18 protein-coding genes and 3 pseudogenes are annotated in these 24,796 nt (G+C 53.1%); 10 read left to right on the top strand and 11 right to left on the bottom strand.

Annotated elements, in window-relative coordinates; translation table 11 throughout:
• Window positions 1–72: 72 nt before the first annotated feature.
• The 3 genes from KFK14_RS22405 to KFK14_RS22395 all read left to right on the top strand — a co-directional run bounded on the left by KFK14_RS22405 (window position 73) and on the right by KFK14_RS22395 (window position 4,131).
• A complete protein-coding gene (locus KFK14_RS22405; RefSeq protein WP_212609190.1) occupies window positions 73–1,485 on the top strand; it encodes an O-antigen ligase family protein in 1,413 nt (470 codons plus the stop codon).
• 306 nt (window positions 1,486–1,791) lie between these two features.
• Window positions 1,792–2,640: a family 16 glycosylhydrolase gene (locus KFK14_RS22400; RefSeq protein WP_212609189.1), complete on the top strand. Its 849-nt coding sequence runs from the start codon at window positions 1,792–1,794 to the stop codon at window positions 2,638–2,640.
• A 657-nt stretch (window positions 2,641–3,297) separates the two neighbouring features.
• Window positions 3,298–4,131, top strand: coding sequence for an IS5 family transposase (locus tag KFK14_RS22395; RefSeq protein ID WP_099185567.1), 834 nt, complete (start codon window positions 3,298–3,300; stop codon window positions 4,129–4,131).
• Window positions 4,132–4,156: 25 nt separating this feature from the next.
• Here the strand turns inward: KFK14_RS22395 and KFK14_RS24410 are convergent.
• Window positions 4,157–5,137, bottom strand: a pseudogene (locus KFK14_RS24410) (acyltransferase family protein); the annotation flags it as partial.
• A 563-nt stretch (window positions 5,138–5,700) separates the two neighbouring features.
• Window positions 5,701–7,089 (bottom strand): annotated as a pseudogene (gene tnpC, locus KFK14_RS22390) (IS66 family transposase); the annotation flags it as partial.
• A 153-nt stretch (window positions 7,090–7,242) separates the two neighbouring features.
• Here tnpC and istA point away from each other — a divergent pair.
• Together istA and istB are read left to right on the top strand one after the other, a co-directional pair.
• Window positions 7,243–8,499: an IS21 family transposase gene (gene istA, locus KFK14_RS22385; RefSeq protein WP_212609188.1), complete on the top strand. Its 1,257-nt coding sequence runs from the start codon at window positions 7,243–7,245 to the stop codon at window positions 8,497–8,499.
• Complete coding sequence (istB, locus tag KFK14_RS22380) at window positions 8,496–9,356, top strand: IS21-like element helper ATPase IstB (protein WP_212609187.1); 861 nt, start codon at window positions 8,496–8,498, stop codon at window positions 9,354–9,356. The genes istA and istB overlap by 4 nt, the downstream gene beginning before the upstream one ends.
• Window positions 9,357–9,665: 309 nt before the next feature.
• On the opposite strand, the pseudogene KFK14_RS22375 reads toward istB, so the two are convergent.
• From KFK14_RS22375 to KFK14_RS22350, 6 genes and pseudogenes are all read right to left on the bottom strand, one after another.
• Window positions 9,666–10,743 (bottom strand): annotated as a pseudogene (locus KFK14_RS22375) (IS5 family transposase).
• A gap of 186 nt (window positions 10,744–10,929) precedes the next feature.
• Window positions 10,930–11,256 carry an IS66 family insertion sequence element accessory protein TnpB gene (tnpB, locus tag KFK14_RS22370; protein ID WP_212611265.1) on the bottom strand — a complete coding sequence of 109 codons (327 nt, stop codon included), beginning with the start codon at window positions 11,254–11,256 and terminating at the stop codon, window positions 10,930–10,932.
• A gap of 26 nt (window positions 11,257–11,282) precedes the next feature.
• Window positions 11,283–11,720 (bottom strand): IS66-like element accessory protein TnpA, encoded by a 438-nt coding sequence (tnpA, locus tag KFK14_RS24290; RefSeq protein WP_281417195.1) that lies wholly within the window; start codon window positions 11,718–11,720, stop codon window positions 11,283–11,285.
• 399 nt (window positions 11,721–12,119) lie between these two features.
• The gene (locus tag KFK14_RS22360) at window positions 12,120–12,953 is read right to left on the bottom strand and encodes a glycosyltransferase family 8 protein (RefSeq protein ID WP_212609185.1); all 834 of its coding nucleotides are present in this window, start codon (window positions 12,951–12,953) and stop codon (window positions 12,120–12,122) included.
• Between the two features lie 109 nt (window positions 12,954–13,062).
• Window positions 13,063–14,994 carry an acyltransferase family protein gene (locus KFK14_RS22355; protein ID WP_212609184.1) on the bottom strand — a complete coding sequence of 644 codons (1,932 nt, stop codon included), beginning with the start codon at window positions 14,992–14,994 and terminating at the stop codon, window positions 13,063–13,065.
• Window positions 14,995–15,068: 74 nt separating this feature from the next.
• Window positions 15,069–16,331: a polysaccharide pyruvyl transferase family protein gene (locus KFK14_RS22350; protein WP_212609183.1), complete on the bottom strand. Its 1,263-nt coding sequence runs from the start codon at window positions 16,329–16,331 to the stop codon at window positions 15,069–15,071.
• A gap of 273 nt (window positions 16,332–16,604) precedes the next feature.
• Here KFK14_RS22350 and KFK14_RS22345 point away from each other — a divergent pair, with 273 nt between their 5' ends.
• The 5 genes from KFK14_RS22345 to KFK14_RS22325 all read left to right on the top strand — a co-directional run bounded on the left by KFK14_RS22345 (window position 16,605) and on the right by KFK14_RS22325 (window position 22,068).
• On the top strand, window positions 16,605–17,981 hold the full coding sequence (locus tag KFK14_RS22345) for a lipopolysaccharide biosynthesis protein (RefSeq protein WP_212609182.1): 1,377 nt from the start codon (window positions 16,605–16,607) through the stop codon (window positions 17,979–17,981).
• A 276-nt stretch (window positions 17,982–18,257) separates the two neighbouring features.
• Window positions 18,258–19,640 (top strand): GNVR domain-containing protein, encoded by a 1,383-nt coding sequence (locus KFK14_RS22340; protein WP_212609181.1) that lies wholly within the window; start codon window positions 18,258–18,260, stop codon window positions 19,638–19,640.
• Between the two features lie 9 nt (window positions 19,641–19,649).
• On the top strand, window positions 19,650–20,486 hold the full coding sequence (locus KFK14_RS22335; protein WP_212609180.1) for a P-loop NTPase: 837 nt from the start codon (window positions 19,650–19,652) through the stop codon (window positions 20,484–20,486).
• A complete protein-coding gene (locus KFK14_RS22330) occupies window positions 20,483–21,370 on the top strand; it encodes an exosortase/archaeosortase family protein (protein ID WP_212609179.1) in 888 nt (295 codons plus the stop codon). The genes KFK14_RS22335 and KFK14_RS22330 overlap by 4 nt, the downstream gene beginning before the upstream one ends.
• Complete coding sequence (locus KFK14_RS22325; RefSeq protein WP_212609178.1) at window positions 21,367–22,068, top strand: exosortase C-terminal domain/associated protein EpsI; 702 nt, start codon at window positions 21,367–21,369, stop codon at window positions 22,066–22,068. Before KFK14_RS22330 ends, KFK14_RS22325 begins: the two co-directional genes overlap by 4 nt.
• 29 nt (window positions 22,069–22,097) lie before the next feature.
• Here KFK14_RS22325 and KFK14_RS22320 read toward each other — a convergent pair whose 3' ends face one another.
• The 3 genes from KFK14_RS22320 to KFK14_RS22310 all read right to left on the bottom strand — a co-directional run bounded on the left by KFK14_RS22320 (window position 22,098) and on the right by KFK14_RS22310 (window position 24,715).
• The gene (locus tag KFK14_RS22320) at window positions 22,098–22,940 is read right to left on the bottom strand and encodes a peptidyl-prolyl cis-trans isomerase (protein ID WP_212609177.1); all 843 of its coding nucleotides are present in this window, start codon (window positions 22,938–22,940) and stop codon (window positions 22,098–22,100) included.
• Between the two features lie 97 nt (window positions 22,941–23,037).
• Complete coding sequence (locus KFK14_RS22315; protein ID WP_212609176.1) at window positions 23,038–23,553, bottom strand: hypothetical protein; 516 nt, start codon at window positions 23,551–23,553, stop codon at window positions 23,038–23,040.
• Between the two features lie 442 nt (window positions 23,554–23,995).
• Window positions 23,996–24,715 (bottom strand): peptidylprolyl isomerase, encoded by a 720-nt coding sequence (locus tag KFK14_RS22310; RefSeq protein WP_212609175.1) that lies wholly within the window; start codon window positions 24,713–24,715, stop codon window positions 23,996–23,998.
• Window positions 24,716–24,796 lie beyond the last annotated feature (81 nt).

Genomic DNA, 24,796 nt, shown 5'->3' with positions numbered 1-24,796 from the left:
CGGTGCAACACTCTATTCTGCAGCTACGAAAGACATGATGGTCATTCCTGACATTCAAGAGAGAATTGTCTCATGAGTAGAGATTTCGAGCATCAGCCTTACCCTCCCATGCGCTTAAGGAAGACCGCGGTATATATCCGTAACGCAGCGCCAATAATATCTGAATATGAAAGTTTAGCTATACAGGCTGCTACCTTAGGGGTGATAGCCACACTGGCTTACAAGGCTCAGACATTATGCCTTCTACTGATGGCATTCCTCATATCACGAATTCACAAAATTGGATTTTCTTGGATAAATAGCCGCCTTCCTGCAGTTCTGGGTGTTATATATGTAGCACTGGCGACGGTAACAGCCTTGTTCGTTTCACAATCAGCCGGCATTTATAGAACTTTGCAATTTTTTATTGTGATTCTCAGTACTTTTGTGATGGTTGGGCATATATTTTCATTAGATCAGGATAAATTATATAGATTTATTAAATATTTATCCATTCTATGCATTGCGATTATGATTCATATTATATTTTTTCATGTGAGTACAAATAGAATTTTTACGTGGAAATATCTATATGATACGAAGATTGATATATCTCTTTGCATAATTATACTTTTTATATTTGAAGATAAAATAAAGGGGCATTCGAGAATTTTGTGGGGATGCGCACTAATCGCTTTAATAACGTGTGTTTTGATGAGTGGTGAGAGAAAGGCTTACCTTTTATTTATAGCAATATGGGCAATATCGAATTCACCTTGGCAAGCGAAGCTTGTTGGATTGCTGACAGCCGTATTGGCTATTTCCATTTTTTTAGCAGCCTCATCAAAAGACTCTTACGTCGCGCGACAAATTAACAGTTTTTCTCATTCGACAAAGGAAATTCCTACAAGATACTTTTTCTCTGTCTCTTCAATAGGAGATCAGAGCGATCTTGTTCGTGAGTTTGTAAACAGAAACGCGCGCCTGTTGTTCAAAAGCAATCCTGTATTTGGACTGGGAGCGACGGGCTATGGAGAATGGGCACAGAAGACCTATGGTAATCTAAAACAGTCAAGTGGACGTTCGATGAATGTTCATGGTGAAATCAACAGGATTCCTGTTGAGAATGGGTTAGTAGGCATTTTTGGCGTAGTTTTATATCTTGCATCTTGCTTATTTTTCATATTTAATTTTGTTAATGATAGAGGATTGTTCAGATCATCATCTATGGTAAGAGGTGTTCTATATCTGTACATATTTATGATTTGCTACAATTATTCGGAAGCGATGGACACCACGATGATGGTATTGATCGCAGCTGTAGGTTTGATCGCTGCCGGATTGCCCAGATCGGTACATAGTCCCCGCGAGGCGGCTCACCGGTTGAATAGGTTGGCCAAGGACTCAGCTGCATTTCCAGCTTCAACCACCATGCTAAGTCGGGGTGAACGCCCCTTTGGTCTGCTTCGAAAGCGTAGAAATCTAACACGCCCAGCGAGGCGATAGGGTTGAATGGTATCGTCTCTTCGTGCGGTGATGCTGACCCTCTGAGAAACGAGCGGTCCGGTACGAAGCGAGCTTGCGCACTTCTTATCGAGGCTTAAATATCCAATATGTCCCCCAACAGCTATTTAGAGAGCTCTGTAGATGACTTTGCAGGCTGATAGGCTCAATAGATTTTTGACCAGATCACGCCCAGCAGGCTCTATGTTAAGTTGAAGGGTAAGTGTCTCGCCTTGCGCAGAATCCATCACAGGACTTAAGGTGACTAATTGGATTGCTGGAACTACTATGGCGAGAAGGATTGACAACATGCGCGCAGTGAGAAGATGTGGCTTCACTCTCATGTGTGTTTTTTTCGCTCACCCACTGGCCGCTAAACCGCCATGGACGGAACAATATCGAGGGATGAGCCTGCCGGAATTGCGGAGCGAGCCCGTACATCGCATCGAATTCAACCAACGTGATGATCTCAAGGACAACAGATTACATCTGAAGCAGCATACGGATTATGGAGGGAGCGTTTTTGATGAAAAAAACGGGCCAGCTTATAACGTGGCGCAAGGCGCCCTTCAAATTACCGCCTACAAGACAGCTCAGGGGAAGATACGTTCCGGCAGTGTGCAATCGGCGTCTGATAAGCAAGCGAATAAGGGGGCGCGCACCGCATTTAATAAAGACTCTTTTGTTATGAGCGGCGGTTATTGGGAAGCTCGTATAAAATGGCCCAACGCGGTTGGCACCTGGGGAGCATTCTGGCTCCTTAGTTTGGATGATCCAAAATCGAGAGGACATTTGGAAATCGATGCCATTGAATATTATGGCAAGACCGACGCCAGAGGTCATCATCATGCAATCCATCGTTGGCATGAACCCGGTAAGAAAAATGTGCATAGAGGAGACTATACGGGCATGGATGCCATCAAAGATGGTGATTGGCACACTTACGGCGTTGATTTGAGGGGGATAGCGAAAATCGATGATACCCCGGCAATTGTAATTTACATGGATCGAAAAGAAGTCGGCCGTTATCCGGCAGATCCTGATTTTTTCACACGTCCATTTTATTATGTACTGACGCTTGCAATTCAAAAAGGTAGCAGTGAAAAATTCGAGTTTCCTCAAACTATGATGGTAGATTCAATTTCCGTCTGGAAATGATGTTATATGAACACCGAGATTTTCTGGTCAAAGAACCATCTGTATATGCTTTTCTTTGACCGGCGTTACATAATAAGGTTTAGGCTTGGCGTACGCAATAATATGCAGAGCCTTAGATGGTGGAAGGCATGTCTTTTGCGGACTTGTCGCAGCATTTGCTTAGATTCGTCCGCGGCTGTCCCTGCCTGGCATTCGGAATGGTCGCAGTGTTCGCCATATAGATGTCTCGAGTATACCCGGCAGTATCAAGCAGAAGACGGTGCAGCTTGAGTTCTGGGCTTTCCTTGTTGTAAGCCGTTTCTCGCGGAGACGGACGTTTGCAATGAGACGCGCCTTGTGGGGTGGGCCCAATTCTCCGAAGATCCATGCGGTTCAGGCCCGAGAAGACTGAGGTGTTGCGGGTTCACTGGACATTGTGGTTTCGGCCCCAGCATCCGCCAGACGTTGCTTGGCAATGAATGAGAATTTTTTGCGCATACGCAAGATCGGCTCTTCTACGAGATGCCACGAAAGCATTGCGAAACCGATAATAAAGGGCATCGACATGAGGAACTGTGTCGTGGGCGAGACCACGCTCTTAGAGCCCGATCCGAAAGTTGTTGAGCAATACCAGCATCTTGTGATTCAGCCGTCTTTGTCGAGAAGATGGAGGAAGCGATGGGATGGACTGGTATTGCTCGGCGCGAGCATAGCCGTGATGGATTGCGATATCCAAGCGATTTGACCGACCGAGAGTGGTCGGTCACCGCGCCGTTCGTGCCGCCGGCGAAGTCTGGCGGGCGGCGGCGCACGACGGACATGCGCGAGGTGTTGAATGCGCTGCTCTACATTGCATCGAGCGGCGGCGCGTGGCGGATGCTGCCCAAATGCTTCCCGCCGGTCTCGACGGTGCGGCGGTATTTCTACGCTTGGCGGAACGCCGGATTGTTCGAGACGATCAACACCGTGCTGGTGATGAACCTGCGTGAAATCGAGGGGCGCGAGGCCTCGCCATCGGCCGGAGTGATCGACAGCCAAAGCGTCAAAACCACGGAAAGTGGCGGGGTTTGGGGCTATGACGCAGGCAAGAAAATCAGAGGCCGCAAGCGGCACATCCTCACCGACACCTGCGGATTTCTGATCTTCATCCTCGTCCACGCCGCCGATGTCCAGGACCGTGATGGCGCAGTCGATGTGCTCAAAGCGGTCCGTTTCCGTTTCCCCTGGTTGCGCCATGTGTTCGCCGATGGCGGCTACGCCGGAGACAAGCTCAGGGACGCGCTCAAGGCTCACGGAAGCTGGACCATCGAAATCATCAAGCGCTCCGATACCGCCAAAGGCTTCGTTCTTCTGCCACGCCGCTGGGTGGTTGAACGAACCTTTGCATGGCTGGGCCGGTGCAGGCGATTGGCCAAAGACTGGGAGAAAACCATCGAAAGCTCAACGGCATGGGCGCACATCGCCTCAATCCGTATGCTCGCACGCCGCACCGCAAGATACTGCTATGCTTGATGAACTTTCGAATCAGGCTCTTAGTCAGGCCATAAACGATTTGTTGGATCGGAAAGCCGTAAAGATAGATGCCATACGAGTAATCCCCGCGATGAAAAAGAGGCAATTTGGGTAGCTTTGTAACCCCCCAAAACGCCATAATATAGACTAGCGGGAATGAGGCGATCCAGTTTAGCGCAACCACTCGTGCTAATGGTGAATCTGGCTTCACGAATATCGCAAAGACCGCGCAAAGCGTCAGGCAAGCCAAAAATAAACGACGATCATAAGGGATCTTATGCCGCAGTTGAAATATTGAGATGCCTAGTAAGAAACACACCAGCAGCTTAGACCCGCGCCCACAGAACAGCTCAAAAATTAGCTGCTCCGCCAAATTGCCATTGGACGGAATTTTTAACAGCTTAACTGCCACGCCGCCTACCATGAACGAAATGGCGGACACGATCGACACGGATGCCATATGCAATGTCCGGCTCAGTACGAGCATTGAAATGAGAACATAGCATAAGATTTCGAACGGGACGGTCCAGAGCGAGATATTGACTTTGCTTGACGGGTGATCAAGAAAAACGCCTGGTAGATCGTAATGAATGTAGCCTGTTATATTCAGGAAATACGTGAAAAATTCTGGCTGGCTAACATAGATATTGATTGAATAAGCCGTGATAAGGGGACCCATTATCAGCGCGGCAAAGAAGATATCGACGGCTAGCGCCGGTACAATTCTGAGGCTGCGATTGATGATGAAATCTTTAAGCCGCAGTCGAAGCGCGCTGCCGGTAATCAGGAATCCGCTTAGACTGAAAAAAATCGCAAGCACCCAGTAGGTCATAAACCATGTCGGCTGAAGTTTCTCTGGCTTTAAACCCAGCACAGACCATGCGTGCATATAAACGACCATGGATGCCAAGAATATTCTAAGAAAATCAAATCCTTGACCAACTCCACGAGACGCATCAAGCTTTGACCCGATAGTTTCGTTCGAATTAAATTTGAAAGTGTTCATATCGTCACCTCCAGTGACCATCATGACACAGAAACGCATCGCCTCGTTAACGGAGTTGTGCGCCGCAACATGCAGAATATCGCTCATTTCCGGCAACTCACAGATTGCTCTACGCAACTGCATCAGGCGGATCAACGAAACGGTCGGCTTGGAGGGTATTGCAAGGATGAGTCAGCATGGCTGATTCGGGCATCGGGATCTCTTGCTAGATCTTTGTGCCGAAATCCAATGATCGTGCACAAGGTCACATCCCGACAGACTTGGCAGTAAGTTTTTCTCTGGCGGTGGCGTGCCGACTTCGGATCGGCACGAACGATTATGCGAATGCGGCATTTCTCGTCCTTCCCAACATCGAGCGCGATGCCGACGTGCGCACTGTGCCACATCCGCCAGAAACTCAGCTTCTTCTAAAAGCACCGGCTTTCGCTGCCGTAGGGGGCGTTTTCGCTGTGCCTTATAGCTTTGGATCGTATGCCAAGTCGCGGGTACCAAAGCGTAACTGTCAGGCGTGGTCGCCCAGTGCAATACGCGGAAAAAATCGCTCTGTAGGGTAAGCGCTGTGCTCAGGTCACGGCGGTCCAAGGCATGAGACCACCGACCGCGTGTGCTGGGTGGCCCGCGGCTAGTTTGGTGAGGGTCTCGGTCATCCAAGCATGCGGGTTGATATCCGAGATCTTGCAGTTCTCGATCAGCGTAGCGATCACCGCCCAGTTGTCGCCGCCTTCGTCAGAGCCTGCGAAGAGCGCGTTCTTGCGATTGAGGGCCAAGGGTCGGATCGATCGCTCGACGGTGTTGGAGTCCAGTTCGACACGGCCGTCCTCGAGGAACAGCGATAGACCCTTCCAGCGGGTGAGCGCGTAGCGGATGGCATCGGCGAGCTTGCTCTTGGCGCTGACCTGGCGAAGGCGAGCCTCGAGATAAATGTGCAGGTCATCGGCGATGACGCGGGCCCGTTCGGCGCGCACAGCGCGACGCTGTTCCGCCGAGGCGCCACGAATCTCGTCCTCGATCGCGTATAGCGTGGCGATCCGACGCAGCACTTCGGTCGCTACCGGCGACTTGTCCGCCAGCTCGTAAAACTTCCTGCGAACGTGCGACCAACAGAAGGCGAGTTGAATCTGCTGCCGCCGCTTGGCGAGCGCGGTGTAGCCGCCATAGCCATCGACCTGGAGGATGCCGGCGAACTCTCCAAGATGGGCTTCCGCCCGCTCGCCCTTGCGGTCAGCGGCATAGACATAGGCGACCATCGGTGGATCGCCGCCGCCCCATGGTCGGTCGTCACGGGCGTAAGCCCATAGCTGACCGGTCTTGGTCCGTCCGCGTCCGGGATCGAGCACTGGTGCAGTGGTCTCGTCGGCAAACAGCCGCTCCGATCGTCGCAATCGCTCGAGAATGTGGTCCCGCAAGGGTCGCAGATACCATGCTGCCCGCCCAACCCAGTCCGCCAAAGTGGATCGATCAAGTTGGATGCCCTGCCGGGCGTAGATCTGAGCTTGGCGGTACAATGGGAGGTGGTCGGCGTACTTGGCGACCAGCACCTGCGCGATGAGCGCCTCGGTGGGGATGCCGCCCTCGACGATCCGCGCTGGTGCCGGGGCCTGAACGACTGCGCTCTCGCACGAGCGGCAGCCGTAGCGCGGACGGCGGGTGACCAGCACGCGGAACGTGGTGGGCACCACGTCGAGGCGCTCGGCCACGTCCTCACCGATCTGATGCAGCGCCCCGCCACAGCACGGGCATGCCTTATCCTTGACGTCGATGATCTGCTCGATCCGCTCCAGGTGTGCGGGCAGCGAGCCGCGGTTGGCCCTACGAGGTCGTTCCCCACCGGCCTTGGCGATCGCTGCTTCACGGGCAGCGCGGGCCTTGCCAAGTGCCGTCTCGACATCTTCCAGGCCGAGCTGGAGCTGGTCGGGATCCAGTTGCTCGGACCGCGCGCCGAACCGGTGACGCATGTGTCATCGGGCGTGCAAAAATCCTGAAAAGTGGGCTTTGAAAATTCCCTAGTTGGTGGCCCCTTCATCCCATTCTGCCGGGGCTAGCCCCGGCAGAATGGGATGAGCCGACATCGATCTCATCTCCATTGCGACGTGGAGGCGGGGCTGATGATCCGACTTGGAGAACTGATGATGATCCTGGAGCTGTATCGGCAGGGTGTATCGATATCTGCCATATCCCGACGTACTGGACGCGACCCCAAGACGATCCGCAAATATATCGAGCGTGGTGTCGAGGCGCCGGCCTATAAGCCGCGCGCTGTAGGGCGCCCTGGAAAGTTGGCGCCATTTATCAAGTTCCTGGGCGAGAGGGTGGCTGCCTTCCCTGAACTGAGCGCAGCGCGGCTAACGCGGGAGATCCGTGAAATGGGCTACACCGGCGCCTATACGGCGGTGAAGCGCCATCTCGCCGCGATCCGGCCCGACCATGGACCCAAGCCCTATGAAGTGCGCTTCGAGACGCCGGCGGGCGTTCAGGCACAGGTCGACTTTGCGCGCTTCGTTGTCGATTTTACCGATGACCCAGGCCCGAGCCGGATCGTATGGCTGTTCAGCCTGGTGCTGGGGCACTCGCGGCACCTCTTCGCCCGCTATGTGCTGCATCAGGATCTCCAGACGCTGCTGCGCTGTCACATCCAGGCCTTCGAAGCCTTGGGCGGCGTACCGATCGAGATCCTCTACGATCGCATGAAGACGGCTGTCCTGGGGGAGGATGATGCCGGCCACATCATCTACAACCGTTCGCTCATCGCGCTGGCGGCGCATTACCGCTTCCAGCCTCGGGCATGCCGGCCCTATCGCGCCAAAACGAAAGGAAAGGTCGAGCGGCCCTTCAGCTATATCCGGCAGGACTTCTTCCTTGGGCGCACCTTCCGCAGCCTGGAGGATCTGAACGCACAACTGGCTGACTGGCTCGATACTGTCGCTAATGTCCGGGTCCACGGCACGACGCAGAAGATCGTGTCGGAAGCCTTTGCAGCAGAACAGCCCGAGCTGCAGAGGCTCCCTGATCATCGCTTTGGCGCGGTGCTCAAGCTTGAGCGACGCGTCAGCAATGACGGGTTCGTATCGATCGGCGGCAACTATTACAGCGTTCCTGATCGCGCACGCCGGGTGCTGGAGATCCAGCAGATGCCTGACATGATCCGGATCCTGGATCTGGGGCACATCATCGCCGAGCATCCCGTGCTGGAGGGGCGAAAACAATATCGCATTGATCGCGCCCACCGCACTGGCAACGCCAAGCGCAAGGCGCCTATGCCGACAGAAATTACCATCGGTCGCATTGGCGATCATGTTCCGACCCGTTCGCTCGCCTTCTACCAGGCTGTGGGTGCGCAGCTCGCCATGGGAGACCGCACATGACACACAGCTCTGCATCGTCGCGCGTCGACAATATCCGCAAAAGCCTCGTCGGCCTCAAAATGCCCCGCGCGCTGGAAATGCTCGACGCCACGCTTCGCCGCATCGAACAGGGGCAGATCGACGGCATCGAAGCGATCGACGATCTTCTTGCTGAGGAACTCAGCCTACGCGAAAACCGCCGGATCAAAGCCGCACTGCGCATGGCACGCCTGCCTACACTCAAAACCCTGGCCGGCTACGACTTCTCGTTCCAGCCCTCGCTTGATCGTAATCGGGTCATGGCGCTGGCTGGGCTCGACTTTATCAGCCGGGCCGAGGTCGTGCATCTGCTCGGACCGCCAGGAACGGGCAAGAGCCATCTTGCCACCGCGCTTGCCGTCGAGGCGGTTCGTGCCGGAAAAAGCGTCTACTTCATCCCACTCGCTGATCTGGTCGCAATCCTCGCAAAGGCGGAGCGTGAAGGCGCGTTACGCGAGAAGATCCGGTTCCTGTGCCGCTGTTCGCTGCTGGTGGTCGATGAGATCGGCTATCTTCCGGTCACACCAGGAGGCGGGAATCTGTTCTTCCAGCTCGTAAATGCGCGTTACGAAAAAGGCGCCATGATCCTGACCTCCAACCGCGGCTTCGCCGAATGGGGCGAGGTCTTCGGCGATCCTGTCGTCGCCACCGCGCTCCTGGATCGCCTGCTTCATCATGCTGTTGTCATCCAGATCGAAGGCTCCAGCTACCGCATGCGTCAACACGCTGATCTCGTCCCCGAAAATATGCGATCCATCACCACCGTCGGCCCACAGCCAACGCCCAAACGCCGTGGCAGGCCGCCTCTGAAAGCCCATGCTGATCACTCATACGGCTGATCACCGACCATACCACCGCCATCGAACCAGGGAATTTTAGGCGCCCACTTTTACGGATACTTCGGTGCCCGTTGACAGCATGAACGCATCGATGATCGACTGGAGCCGCTCGATCTCCGCATCGGCCTCGCCCTTCGCGAGTGCCAAATCCGCGGCGGCGGCACGTTCAGCTGGAGACCCGCAAAAACCGGGTAATTTCGGGCTGGCGTGATGACGTCGAGGCTGCGCGGCGCACCAAGGGCATCGTTCGGACCGATTTCCAAGATACCTGGCGTTGATTTCGCCGTTTTTGCCGGCTTGCAGACAGAGTCAGCCTGCGGTTTCTCGGCGCTCGTGGAAGATCAGGCGATTGAAGTTGTAGGCCAGGTTGCAAAGGGTCAGTTTCGCCTCAGCGCGGGCCAGGCCGATGGTGCGGATAAACAGGTTGAACCGGTTCTTCTGATGCGCAAAGACATGCTCAACATGCGCACGGATGGAGGATTTGACGGCATTGGCCCGTGCGGTTGCCTTCGACATCGGCTTGCCCATGGGTTTGCGCCGATGAATTCGGGACGTGAGCATCTGATCCGACAACCACTTCTCGTTGCGCTTGGATCGATAGGCACTGTCAGCCCAGACCTCGGAACTGGTATTGTCCGTGCTGACGACCTGCCGGAGAAGACGCCCGTCCGCTGCTGACGCCGAAGTCACCGCCATGCCTCGGATGAAGCCGAAGCGTCGGTCGATGCTGATGTGGGATTTGTAGCCGAAGACCGGCAGGGCGATCATGGGGGCGGCGTCCATCCGCCCGATACCGGACCTTCCCGCCGACTTTGAGAGTCCAGCGGGCGTCGGTATCTTTCTGCGCTGCCTTGTTCGGTTCGTCCGGCCAGATATCCCTGGCGCTCTTGCCCGACTTGATCGCTTCGCGTTCGCCCTCGGTGTTCCGCTGTCTTGGCGCAGGCACCAGCGAGGCATCCACGATCTGCCCGGACATCGGGATGTAGCCCTTCTTCTGGAGTTGCCAGTCAAAGGCCTTCATCACACGCTTGAGCGTTCCCGTCTCGGTCAGGCGATTGCGAAAATGCCGGATCGTGTTCTCGTCCGGCGTTCGATCCCCGAGCGACAGCCCCAGAAACCGCAGCCAACTAAGCCGATCCCGGATCATGAATTCCATCCGAGCGTCTGACAGATTATGCTGCGCCTGCAGGATCAGCGCCTTGAACATCATCACCGGATCGAATGGTGGGCGGCCGCCTTTGCTACCATCGCCATAGCCAAGCCCTTCAACCAGCCACGCCCGGAAATACTCGAAATCCACTGTCTCCTGCAAAACCTCGAGCGGATCGCCTTCCTTGCTCAATGCATCAAGGTGTTCGCTCAAACTGAACAGAGACTTGGGATCCATAGCTCACTCCGTGATCGCGCGCCTTCAATGAATCACCATAGCCGTCCAAACGCTACCGGTTTTTGCGGGTCTCCAGCTGCCACCAAGCGGACCTGTTCCAGGGCGAACGCACGGAGTGCTTCGACGTCCTCGGGAAGGTCGGCTTCGATGAGCATGGCAGTAGTGAATCAGCCGAAGAAAGCCCCGTCAACCGGCAATCTGCGGCGCAATCGGACGGCGCCCGCCGTGCACCCGGCGCCAGTCCAGACCCTCTAGCAAGGCGGCGAGTTGAGCGGCCGTCAGCCGCATCACACCGTCCTGGATCCCCGGCCAGCGAAAGCCTCCCTGCTCGAGCTTCTTGGCCATGAGGCAGAGCCCGGTGCCGTCCCACCACACCAGCTTGACCCGGTCAGCCCGCTTCGCCCGGAACACGTAGATCACACCCGAAAAGGGATCGCCGCCGTACTCCTTGCCGACCAGCGCGGCGAGCGCGTCGGGGCCTTTGCGGAAATCCACGGGACGCGTCGCCACCATCACCCTTGCACCGGCGCCTGGCCCGATCACCGGGTGGCCTTGAGTGCTTCGATCACAGCCGCAATCACGCCGGCATCGGCGCCGCGGTTGATCTTCACCGCGACACCATCGATCTCCAGCTCGACTGCACTGACCTTCGATCGCCGGCGCTTGATCGAACGGCGGGCCGGCGCGGCAGGCCTATCATCTTCAGCCGCTTCGACCACGGCAGGGACGAATGCCGTCACTGACGGAAGCGACGCGCCGCGCTCTTCCATCTGCTTGCGCAACTCCCGGCGCCACGTGAACAGCTGCGAAGGACTGAGCGCATGCCGCCGAGCTACCGCAGAAACCGTCTCTCGACCCGAATAGCTCTCAGCGACAATCGACGCCCTCACTTCGTCCGGCCAATCCCGACGACGGCCGGCCCCGGTGAAAACCTCGAAACGCTGCACACCGCTAGTGCCAGCATCATCACATGACATCGTCATAGCACGAACGCCCGCTGCCCGATCAGGGCGCAAAGACTCGGCGCTGCCGAAGACGATCACAAGGTGGGATCGGGACCCCGCTTACTCTGTAGGAAATTCCACTCCACAAAATTTGTCTGGCCTGACTAGCGTGGCGTCGCACATGGCCAAGCCACGGCTCAATAATTCGACGGTTTGTGGGAAGTGCCTTCGCCGAGACAGCTGACAACTCCGATGACACATATTTTCGAAGCAGGACAGAACGCCTTCGAGAAGCGGCGTTCAAATGTTTGCTGGATACCCCGCAGAAGCTGCGGGTCGATGCCAGTCAGTTGGAAAGTGTTTATGTTGCTTCTTGTGATGAGCGAGGATTGTCACATTCGTATTCATGAAAAAATGATGTAAGATCATTTCTTAGGTTAATATCGACATAATTTTTTTTCGCAGTTTTCTTATCCGCCGATCCAATTTTGATTGCAAAGGTTTGTTAGCCCATTTTGTTTGATTTCTATGTTCCAGCCATAGTCCTCGGCAGGGATGCCTGCTATCGTCTGTGTTTGGCTTATCATAAACAAAATGCAAAACTGCAGCATCTTCAGTATTCCACTGTTTCCCGTAACAGTTCCATTTTTTTTCGAGTATCGTAAATTCGCCTCTGCACGCTGCATTGAGGGCATCCTGATCCGGATAACTGATCCGATCAGGGTTATCTGACGCCCACATCAGCGCCTTTTCTGTAATGTTTAGATTTCGCCATTTTGGAATATCTATTAGTAAAACCCCTGAATTGAAGTAGCGCGCGTCAGAGGGGGAGCCAATGCGGGCATTAATCTCCGCTACAAATTCGGGATCTTTATCAACTGGTACTGCTCCGAACGCTGTGTCTAGCGGCAGACTAGCCAGTTCACGTAGGCTGCTTTTTATCAGAATGTCACAATCAAGGATCAAGAGTCGTTCGGCCGTATCCGGCACAAGCTCCGGGAGCAGGATGCACGCATAAACGGTTGTAGGCCAATTTGTCGTGCTTTTGAGTGATGCGACTTTGTCGCGGACGGCCCCCGCCAAATCAATGAAGTTGACATGCATGCCCTTTGCCGCCTCAATCAGCTCGTCTTTATCGGCATTAGTGAGACCATCAGAGCAGATTACGATTTTCGCATCGGCGACTTCTCCGTTCGATGCCAGTGAACTCAGCATCACGGCGGCAAATTCCATGTAGTTTCGGTCAAGCGCTGCAGCTATGATCATGGCTTCATTCCCGATGCTTTAAAGTATTCACATTAACAACTTTGCCAAACGAAAACTCAGTTTTTCGTCCGATATATTGTTTGAGTTCCGCATGAAGGACCCCTTGCAATCATCGATTTTGTTCAAGAAAATGGGCGATATCCGGCTCCATAGATTTCGAGAACTGGAATGATATGTGGTTGTCATCAGCATATGCGATATTGCCATTTTTAGTCCCGTAGCAATACAACGGATCACATAGCTTGCTCGCGATGCTTATTCGCTGGACGTTCGAATGTCTGACTAATTCGCTGACGATACCATTATATTCTGCCTCGGTTCTTGAGAAAATATCGCGCTGAATAGAAGGGTCATAAGGCAGATGCCCAAACCAATGCGCCCGGGCGGCGGCGTTACCTCCGAAAGTCAGCGAATTTGCGGGAGAAAGAATGAGGAGAAACCGGCGATCCGGATTACTGGCGATTAGCTCGCCCAAGCCATGCGCGACCGCATATCTGCCATCGAACTCCTTGGCCTGGTCGTTAATATATTGATCGATACCTACCGCTTGGTGCCAATATATAGAGATGATAATCTTCTTGATACTTGGCCGCTCCGTGAGTGCTCTTTTCACTAAGGCATTCAAATAGGCATATTTGGCCTCCTCTCCGACTTTGCGGAAGCCAAGCAGCGGACGATATCCTGTGGCAGAGATCTGATAGCCTGCTTGCCCTATCTTCGCTGCCGCCTCGAAGGTTGCTGCGGCGATGGCGTCCGCATGGCTGTCGCCTATCAGTAGAAAGCTGGGACTTGTGTTGGTGGCGCCGAGGACACAAAGCGAACTGAGAGTACGGCGCCGATCATAGGCAAATCCACAATCTCTCCTAGGGCCATGGTAAGTCGACTTCATAGCCATAGTCGCGACATTGAGGGGGACACGTTGAGGCAGGCCGCGCTGGCTAAATAGGATGCCCAACAATGAGCCGCAGGCGATCAGGGCGATAGTTGTAGCGAATAAAGGCGTTCTGGTCAGGAAACTGCCCCGAGCCCTGAAGGGCCTCTCTACAAAACGCCAGGAGATGGTCGCGGCGAGAAGTGACAAAAGAAGTATAAGGTAGCGATCACCGCTGGTAATTTCCAAATAATAATAACGCCAGAACACGATAACAGGCCAGTGCCACAGGTACAGCGAATAACTTATCAGTCCGATAAATCGGACATATGGCAATGAAAAAATTCGCGCAACATGGGTAGTGCTATCTGCGGCGCCAGCGTGAATGATGAGAAACGCGCCGAGAACCGGAGGAACGGCGCCTAGGCCAGGAAACTCTGTTTTTGCTGTGTAGAGAAATATCCCACTTAGAATCAGTATAGCTCCGATAGCGGCCTCGATCTCAATCAAGCGCCGATCTTTAAGTGACCTGATGTGATTAGTCGCCAAAGCAGATCCGGCTAAGAGCTCCCAGGCGCGAGTTGGCAGCAGATAGAAACTGGCAACGGGGTAAGCGCGCGTGGAATATATGCTGAGCGCAAACGAGACGGCAAGCATCAGCAAGATGAAGAGATAAGCCCTATATCTGTCTAAAAACTTGAGGGCGATGAAAAGAAGTATCGGGAAAAATATGTAGAATTGTTCTTCGACGGCAAGGGACCACGTATGAAGGAGCGGTTGCAATTCACTTTTTGTACCAAAATAATCACCGCTTCCTATCCAGAAGGTGATATTGGATACAAAAAGGAATGCGCCCCAAATACTAGTCCCTAAATCCTTTAGATCTTCGGGAAGCATAATTGCATATGCTAGCAATGAAATTATTGAAATCATTACAAAAAATGCTGGAAAAATCCGGCGAATTCTTCGTTCGTAAAATGCCGATACACTATATCGGCCTTCGTCGAAATCATCAATCAAGGTCTTGGTTATAAGATAACCGGATATTACAAAAAATACATCAACTCCAATAAAGCCGCCAGAGAATAGCGAAAAACCTGTATGGAACATTACTACAGGAATTACCGCCAGCGCTCGTAATCCATCAATATCGCGGCGATATAACTTCATGTTGAGACCTCTAGGCGTTAGTCGCTTTCAGAATATTTCTTAACCAGTTTTTGTGATTTAATACGCAGTTTCGGTTATCTTAAAAGGTTGGCAAGAGGTGCGTATGAAGCCTCGATCTCTTTCAATTGGCTTTGAAGCGCAACATTACCTGTAGAAACGAGGTCGTCCCGGTCTCGTACAGCACCGAGAATCTCTGTACAGAGGCGCTTTCCCCATCCTGCAGACTTAAAGCTGTCTGTGGAAATCGGGTAGCGCATTTGCTCAAAGATCGCCGTAAGCTTGAACAGTGAAGGCTCAATGCTGACCACTGGAGTCTCTTCGGCCAGCGACAAGATAGAAGAGTGCAGGCGGCTGCTCACCAGTACTGAGAGGTTGCCGAATAAACGCCGGAGCTCACGATAAGTCGGCTGGCGATCTATTACCGTACCACCATATTTCGCCGCAAGCTTTGTGGCCAGTTCAAGATCGTGGTTCATTGCATTCGACAGATACACAAAATCAAGTGCGTGGGATTTAAGGCCTCGAAATAGTATATCCCATTCGCGGTCGTCTTTGGACGCTTCCAGTCCGTTGATCGCAAAGCCGACAACGTTATTTCGATCTCTTGGAGATTGGGAAGCATCACGGCTTGCCAGAAAGACGAGGTCGGGAGCTTCAAAAATGCGGGATGGGTTTATGCCTAGATCCGCGACGACCTTTACAGAAGTGGCGTCGCGTACCCCGACATAGTCAGAGGCAGCGTATACGCCGGCAACGACGTCTGCCAATCGGGGGTCGTTAATCTCGAGGCTATGATTGACGATCGCAGTTTTCGTCCCAAGCAATTGCGCTATCCGCACAAGCAAAAGCAGTCGATAGACTTCATCGACGCTCCCCGTCGGATGGAATTCACCAGCAGGATTCCAGACCAAGAGATCGGCCCAATCCAATGTGCCTATAGTGGAAGATAGTGCCGGCCCACCGATCTTCGGAAAGCGGGCAAGGTTCCTGCGCAAGCCTATTTTCCGTTTTAGTCTTCTTGCAAGGCCTTGCAATTCGCGTGCGGACTGGTCCAGGCGAACCAGGCTTTCTTCCGCCAAAGGGGCGAGCGCGACTCCATCGCGTTTGAACCGGCTGATCAGATGCTTCGCAATATCGTCAAATGCTGCAAATGCGTCATTGCCTTTCATTGCGCTCATTTTGAATTGCTCAAGGTATCTGGGATAACGATCAAGAGCACGCACCGTGGCTGTCGGTACAAGGCGCCCCAGAAAATGCATTAATTCGATAGACAACGCTTCATTGCCAGCATTCTGGGTGGTCATGCGCGTAAGCAGCGCAATATGAGGAGCGGACATAAGCGGAATAATCTCCTGGCTGCAAATGCTGCATCGCACCACTAGCGTCCATTTTCGATTAAGGCTAGCTAGTCGCGCCCGACAGTGGGTGTTGTTTGAAAAGAATGATGTCGTTTACGCAATTTGCTCGCACGCAGATGTTGCTTCTCAGTGAGGCGCGATGAAGTCCGGTCCCCCAGTTCGGCCTTAAGGACAGGCGTGTTTCGCAGAAGGCATTGACAGGGCTTCACTGCCAACGCCAAGCGGTCGATTTGGAAGCGAGGATTTAAGCCTATGTCGGCTATTAATATTCGCAAGTGGCCCGACCTGATCAAAAGGGCTGTGCGATCGCATTCAAAGTTCATCCATGACATCATGGTTTATGGATTGGGTCAGGTCGCGCTGAAAGGCCTGGACGTGGTAGCTTTCGCGATCCTTGTGAGGCAACTGCCCGTCGAGGCTCTGGGATTTGTCGGCACTATGACCTTGGTCGGTTTCCTGATCACCGACGTCCTTACTTTGGGAATTCCGCGAATCGGGGTGCCGCGCTATATTGCTGATCAAGAAGAAACAAATGGGCAGGAATCTCGGAATATTATAGCAAGCGGCAATACATTTTGTATAATGTATACGCTAATAATTTCTATTATCGTATTTATTATACCTCGCAACTTATATGCCTCAATAGGACTTGGTGCTTCCCTTCTTGCTTTTCAATTTTATATTGTCGCCTTTGCTATAAGGGCGCTTGTATATATGCAACTCGAAATATTGCGTATGCAACAGCGTGCTCGCCTTCAGGCATTTTTAGAAGCAACACCCAGTGTTTTAAATTGTCTGCTATTGTGGTCTCTGATCTCTGCGCCCTTGCCCTTGGACAAACCTGCAATTTCAGGCCTGTGCCAATTGCTCGGATGGGCGCCGTTGTTTGTTTACACTGCCGTCACTCTTGGAAAATCCAACGGATTGAGCGTTCAATATCTCGGGCCGCTGACCAAATATTCATTGCCGCTGGTCGTTCATCGATCAATGGGTGAGCTTAACGGGATGTCGGGGCGCTGGATTGTGGCATTCATGTTCGGCATGGGGGCCGCAGGCATATACACTTTTCTCAGTCGCATCGGAGATATTCTGAAAATAGCCTTGATGCCGGTTCAGAAAGCTTGGCTCCCCGCTCTTTTCAAGTCCGCACGACAGGGGAAAGATCGCTCTACCGGGCAAATGGCAATTATATATATGCTGCTGTCGACTGGTGCCTATTTCGCGATGCTATTAATTTACAGCTATATAGCAAACATTATCGATAAGAATAATACATATTCGGCAAGCTATCATCTTATTCCTATCATGCTTATGACTGGTTGGTTAACGTCTTTCTATTCCATATTCGGAGTGGGTTTTTTCGTTGCTAAAAAGTCATCTATGATAATACCGATAACGACCATAACAACTTTAATAACAATAGTGATCAGTGTGGTGTTGGGTAAGATAGGTGGACTTTCCGCTATGCCTTATGGCGCTGCGCTGGGAAGCATATTCTTTGTAGTTTCGACTCAATATTTCGCGCGGAGATATTACACCATAAGATATCGGCCTACATGGCTCGTTGCAGGTCTCTGCCTCCTGACAGGAGTGACTGCGTCGGTATTAATCACGGAAGTCTTTAATTAAGACATTTCGTATCGCTGTCCTTCATCCTGCCCATTGACAATGGTCGTTCCGCATGCGTTCATCCGAGCGGAATATTCATATTCAACTGTCTGATGGCTCGGCATTTTTCGCCTTGTTATGACGCGACGAATCGATGGCCAGAATCGGTTGGATGACGGAGAATGATGGTGCGCCGCAGCAAGAATTGTTTTATGCTTCCTTCGGGGTTCAGGACGAGAATCATGGTTGGCTTGTGCGCTGAATCATATTGCGTGCGCAGTGGCAGCGGGGAATAGAGTGACGATTTCCAATATATTACGATTGCTCCTCGCACGAAGACTCCTGATTACGGGGTTGGCAATTTTCGGCGTTTTGCTTGCGGCACTGTATCTTTATCTGACGGTTCCGATTTTCCAGTCCACAGCTACTGTGGTTCTGGATGTTCGCGCTCCTGAGACGGTAGGCCAGCAGTCGGTAGTGGACCAGCTGTCATCGGACTATTTGCTTACGCAGGAAGATATTCTCAAAAGCAAGCGCGTCGCCCGTCAGGTGGTCGATGAGAAGGGGCTAGCGCAATCGCCGGGCCTCGCGCAGGCCTATGGCTGGACACCCAAAGATGGCTCGGTGGCGGAGTATCTGGCGGATAATCTGCAATACCAGCTGGAGGTAGGCTCTGGCGTAGTGAACTCACGGGTTATTTCGATATCCTTTTCGAGCAGTGACTCGGAGTTCGCCGCGAGCATGGCCAACGCGTTCGCTGATGCTTATGCGGATGTAACGCTACAGCTTCAGGATCAACCGGCGAGAAAAACTGTCGATTCTTACACGAAGCAGATGCAGGCATTGTCGGCGCAACTCGAGGCCTCCCAGGCTAAGCTCGCAGCCAAGGAAAAATCCTTGGCCATCGTAGCGTCGAAGGGCGAGAGCGATGCAGATACCGTTAGGCTGGATGCGTTGTCGTCTCAACTGGCAGTTGTACAGGCGCAAAATGCAATGGCACAATCTCGGACAGGGGGGCAGTCTCTGCCTGATACACTGGCCAATCCCGTGGTCGCCGGGTTGCAGTCGCAGATCGCGCAACTTGAGGGTCAGCGGTTGCAAATGGCGCAGGCGAATGGTCCCAATCATCCGGCATATCTCCAGCTGACCAATCAGATTAATGGTCTGCGCACAGAGCTCGCTAAGCAGGAAGGCATTATTCGCCGCAGTACTGCCGCGTCTTCGGCACAGGCTGGTGCGACGGTTGCGCAGCTTCGCAGCGCCGTCGCCGCGCAGAGAGGTGTCGTTATCGAGTCACGCGCCGCGAAGAATGAGGTCGCTGTGCTGGAACAAGACGTCAACAATCTGAAAATGCTTTATGACCAAATGGCAGCACGAAAGGCACAGCTCAAGGTGTTGGGGGATACGGCTCAGACGAATGTCTCCATTCTGTCCCGCGCAGTTCCATCGGCCAAACCGGTTTCGCCCCGTCGTACATTGTCGATTGTCCTCGGCCTTATCGGCGGCCTGACACTTGGCATCATCATTGCGGTGTTACTCGAGCTGATGGACAGGCGTCTGCGTCAAAGCGAGGATCTTGAACGCTGGCTTGGTATCCGCGACCTCGGCAGCATTAGTCACGGCGGAGGCAAAAGGATGCAGCTTCCACGCCCAATCGCGGGCCTGCTTCCTGGCTCCTAGGATTGATATATGATTGAAGAAAAAGCTGGATCGTTCAACAATAACAAAATGCGCATTGGCGAAGTGCTGGTCGCGGATGGTAAGTTGACGCGTGAAGAGGCCGCGCAGGCTGCGCAGCTCAGCACCGAAAGGAAGATGCTTTTCGGGCAGGCTGCGGTATTGCTTGGTTTTGTAACTCGTGAAGATGTGAGTAGCGCTTTTGCACGTCATAAGGAATTCCGGCATCGCACCGCAGCTGCGCAGGTTAGTGATGACGTGTTTTTTTTAAAGGATCCGCATTCAGATCAGTCCAAGGATATCCTTCTTCTTGCTAAAACGCTTGCCCTGAGATGGTTCAAGGGTAAACCGAATAACAAGGTGCTCTCGATCATTAGCGCTGAGAGGCATGAAGGGCGTTCGACCATCGCCGCCAATCTTGCATGTGTGTTTGCTAATGCCGGTGCAAGAACATTGCTGATCGACGCGGACCTTCACAACCCGAATATTCACAATATGTTCGGACTTGGAAAAACCTCCGAAATGCTGGCGGCGCAGTATAAGATTGAGGGGGTCGACAATTTGTCGATCATGCCAGCTGGAGAGCTGTTTGAGATCGTCTACGACGGCTTCATGCGTTCAACTTTCACTGCGTTGATGGAAGAGAAACGCCGTGAATATGATGCTATCTTCATCGATACTCCCGCAGCATCGGTTTCCAATGACTTTCAGATTGTTGGATCGGTAGCAGGCGGGGCATTGGCAGTTACGCGCCAAGGCCAGACAAGAACGCGCCCAACGATCAAAATGCTGAATACCTGCGATGACGAGGGTATTGAGGTTGTAGGCGGAACCATGCTCCGATCGTGACCTCAATTGTGAAAGAGTATCGAGAGATTTTAGGCGGCATGAAGCTGTCGCCGGCAAGTTGGGCGGTGATAGCGCCTCGGCTGTTGGTAGTGGGCGGTCTTCTGGCGCTTTATGTCCCGATGGCCGTCGACTTTGGTCAGCGTTTTTGGTGGAATGAGGCTGACAGTCATTCGGGAATGTTGCTCATCTGCGTCATTTGGGCGTACTGGCATGAGCGAACGAACCTTACCGGGACTGCCAGCCGCACCGAGCTAATTGCGGGAGCGATAGCGACAGGCATTGCTCTGACTATCTATTTCCTGGGCCGCACCACATTCTTTTTTCAGTTACAGGGCATTTCGCTCCCGCTCATGGTCTTTGGCCTTACGCTCGCTTCCCATGGTTCAAAGGTGGCGAGGAAGTTTGCTCTTCTAAACCTCCTTCTTGTCTTCACCATACCAGTCCTTGGTCCATTGGCGGACTCATTCCTGGTGCCTCTCCGGCTCGCAGTGACGTCAGCAGCCGCGCATTTTATCAGCCTGTTCGGTTTCCCGGCCACATCGACTGGTGTCATAATCACGATCGGTTTTGTGGAGGTGAACATTGCGGGAGCGTGTGTCGGCTTGCAATCTATGGTGTCGCTGACTGCGATAGGATTGTTGTTTTTACATTTCTATCCTCCACGATCGCTGGCGGTGGGCATTGCGTTCGTTCTGCTGTTGCCGATTGTCGCATTGGGCGTGAACTTTCTCAGAATATGCCTGCTCATTCTTGTGGCCGGGATGTATGGCGCTTCTGCCGAAGCTCAAATTCATGACTTGGTTGCTTATGCTGAAGTCGTGGCTGCGATCGGCATTTTCCTGGTCGTGTCCAGGATATTTGAGCGGGCAGGATTGGTTCGGTGATCAAAAGACGCGAGATACTTGCGGCAGGCCTATTTGCTACCACCGCCGCTGCCGTGTCTGGGGCAGCCGCTTTTATTGGTGCGAACAAGCGTGAGATGCCGGCAAAAAGGGGCCAACTGCTCGAGAGAATTCCGCTCGCCATCAATCACTGGCAATTCGAGCCGTCGCGGGAAGACATGATCGATCCGGTGGTGGTGGATGGCGCATTTGCAGAGGCGCTTCGTCGTTATGACTTGATCGTAGCGCGAGACTATGTGGATGCCGTGCGGCAGCGCATAATGCTCAATGCCTGCTACATGCACGCGATCCAGCAGGAAACGCGATTTCATCAGCCCGAATCCTGTTACTCGACGCAAGGATTTCAGGTTCAATCTCTGGAACCTCAGGTCGTAGATCTGGGCTTCAAGCAGCTTACGCTGACCCGCTTCTTGGCCACCAGGCAGGAACGGAGGGAAGTCGCCTGTTACTGGATGCGGATTGGCAAATCGACGCCTGAAACGGCGCGAGATGTCAGAATGGCAATATTCAGGAACAGTCTGGGGATGGCTCTCCCCGATGGGGTGATGGTACGGACTTCGATAATCTGTCCACCAGAGATGGAGATTGGGCAAGCGAGCGCCATCATCGCGGATTTCGTAGTCAACCTGAGCGCAGCCAGCGCGCTGGAGCTAAGACCATTTCTGTGGGGCGACACATAAGGGCAGTCTTTTGGAGACCGCCCTCAAAACTAGCGCGCCTGGACTTTCAAATCCTTGTTCACAATCTCGATGTGCCGACTTTTGCGTAGTTCCTGAACCGCGGCTGCGACTGTTTGCTCTCGTCTTTCGCTCTTGATTGCCTCGGATATCTCAAATTTGGCTTCTTCGAACGATTGTGGATCAATTTCGATAGTTTGCACGCGGCCGAGATGCACCTGTCCAGGTGTAGCATAGGATATGTCTGAACCTGGCTTGAGGGAGGATAGGATCTTTGCCGCTGTTGGGGGTAATTCACTGCTCAGCCGCGACGATGCAAGTTGCTTGGTATCAGGAGAATCCGCGGCCATTTTTGTGGACAAGGCGTCAAAGCCTTCTTTATCCAGAAGGGCAGCATATTCGTTGATATTAGGGAAACCCTGCGGAACAGAATATTCTACTATATTCAGCTTCAGACGACGCGAGAATTTTTCGGGATGGTCGTCATAATATTTGCGAATTGCGGCCTCTGACGGAGCATCATCCTCTCCGACCAGTTTACGAGCATAGGCCTGCGCGAGAATTGACCGCTTGGCCGCTTCGATGGCCTGAACAACCTGGACCTGTTTATCCAGTCCAGCTTCTTCGCCAGCCTCTGCGAGTAGTTTTTGGCTAATCAGTGTATCCAGGATCGCGCGCCGGGCGGGAGCAACCTGCTCTTTTTGCACTGGGGGAGCGGCTCGGAGAATTTGATCGAGTTCAGTTAGCGTGATCTCGAAGTTGTCACCGGTCACGATAGTCTGATCAGGCACTTTTTTTGAGCCACAGCTCGCAAGGAAGCAGGCGGCTATGATGCAGCCCGACTGCATAGCGCGCGACCTGATCAACTTACCCATATCCCATCCTCTCCCAATCAACAAAAAACCGTCCACCGCCAGCAAAGCTGTAACGGTGGACGGCCTTTTAAACTCTAAATCAGTATAAGTAGGGCTATTAGGCCGCTTCTACCGCCTTCTTGCGACGGCGGCGACCAAGAAGTGCCGCAAGGCCAGCACCGACCACAAGGACGCCAGCAGGCCCAGGAACGGGCGCAGCACTACCCGAGCCGAGAAGGGTCAGCGTGTAGGAACCGCCGCCGGTACCGACTGCGTTGCCGGTAACCGTGGCATAATAATTGCCGGCAGCCAGATTAGCGAATGTCGCGCTAACAGTGTCGCCAACGGCGCCAATAAGGGTGCCACCACCAGAGTAGAATGTCGCGGAGAGGCCAGTAATGTTATACGACTTGCCGAAGAGCGAGCCATTGAACTGATTCAAATAAGTACCAAGATCAGTGGTTCCGCCGAGCTCAAACTTGATGATGTCATTAACAGCGCCTGGTGCGGTGGCAGCAGCTTTTGCTGTAGGTGTGCCGTTAGTCAACAGTCCCAAATCATAGGTAGCTGCAAACGCGGGCGCGGAAACCGAAAGCGCCAGAACGGATATGCCAAGTGCGAGCGTCTTAATCATAAATCCCCTGTCTCGTTCTGACCTCAAAAACATCCGTCTGAAGCCTGGGTTCCTTATATTTCGAACAAATCCTTACCGCAGGTGCGAGGATATCGCAATGCTTCGGGACCTATTTGCGAGGCGATCTTTCGGCCGAACTGGACCTATTGTCTGGATATTGAATGTGCGACGTGGAAAAGATGTTGATAAAACAATATGTTATCGAAATATTCGATATGGAAGGCAGCGTTTTATGAATATCCCGAATTGCGACAGAACGTTGCTGGCAGTGGCTATTTCGTCCCCTATCGAAACAAAAATTCAGCTTAAATATTAAGAAATATGGTTAATTTTGAAAAATTACGGCTGAGTCAACGTCGGTGCAGCAAGATTTGTTTCGTCATGACAACGATGTCGTTGTGGTAAGGTTAACGTGCGGCCGGTCTGCGTCTTTGCGCGCTGCTCACAGCTGTGGGCTGTAGGAGGGTTGATATTCAATCTTTGCGGAGGATCGCAAGGAATTGACCTTTGATCGTACACTTGTCGCAAGTTGTTCTGTCTGGATCGCGATTTGCGCCTCAGCAGCAGCCGCGTTTCCGGTGATCGGCGCTTCCTCGAATGAGCGGACATGCACCAATCGCAGTCGATCTCCGCTGGTGACTACGCCAGCCGCGCTGGCAGGGAGGCTTGCCAACATGGCTGCTTCGGCGGGAGTCATGTTTTTAGTGTCCGCCGCAATATCTGATCTGATTACCTGGTCCGGGCCAAGAGAAGCCGTCAACTTCTCAAGTTCCGAAAGCGGTACCTTGATACCGGTCGATGCTGACGGATATGCATCTGCTGGCATCTCGATCTGCTGGAGCACATAAAGGCGCCGGGAGGCAAATCTGTGCGGATTGGCCTGAATGTAGGCTTTCAGTTGCCTTCGCGTGGTTTGAGGAGATGGCGTGACATTTCTGGAATATCGATCAGCAAGCAGCTGCTCCCGCATGAGCCGGAGTGTGGCGAGATAATCCGGATCTTTCCTAAGCCCTTCAGCGGTTGCCCGCTGCGCCAGCAGTTTCCGATTTATAATCTGATCGAGGAGCGCTTGCTGGTGCAGTTCGAGATCCTGCGGCCGAAGACCAGGCGTCGACCGCAATTCCAATACAAGGTCCCGTTTGGTTATTTCCTCGCCATTCACCCTCGCGACAACCTGTCCCGATGGGGCGGGGGGTGTGCAGGCGTTTGCGAATAGGAGAAGCGAAATGAAAAATGACCTGGC

This window comes from Sphingobium phenoxybenzoativorans, assembly GCF_018286635.1.
Taxonomy (GTDB): Bacteria; Pseudomonadota; Alphaproteobacteria; order Sphingomonadales; family Sphingomonadaceae; genus Sphingobium; species Sphingobium phenoxybenzoativorans.
Note: the sequence above shows the minus strand (reverse complement) of the source record. Positions and strands in the feature narration are given on the sequence as shown.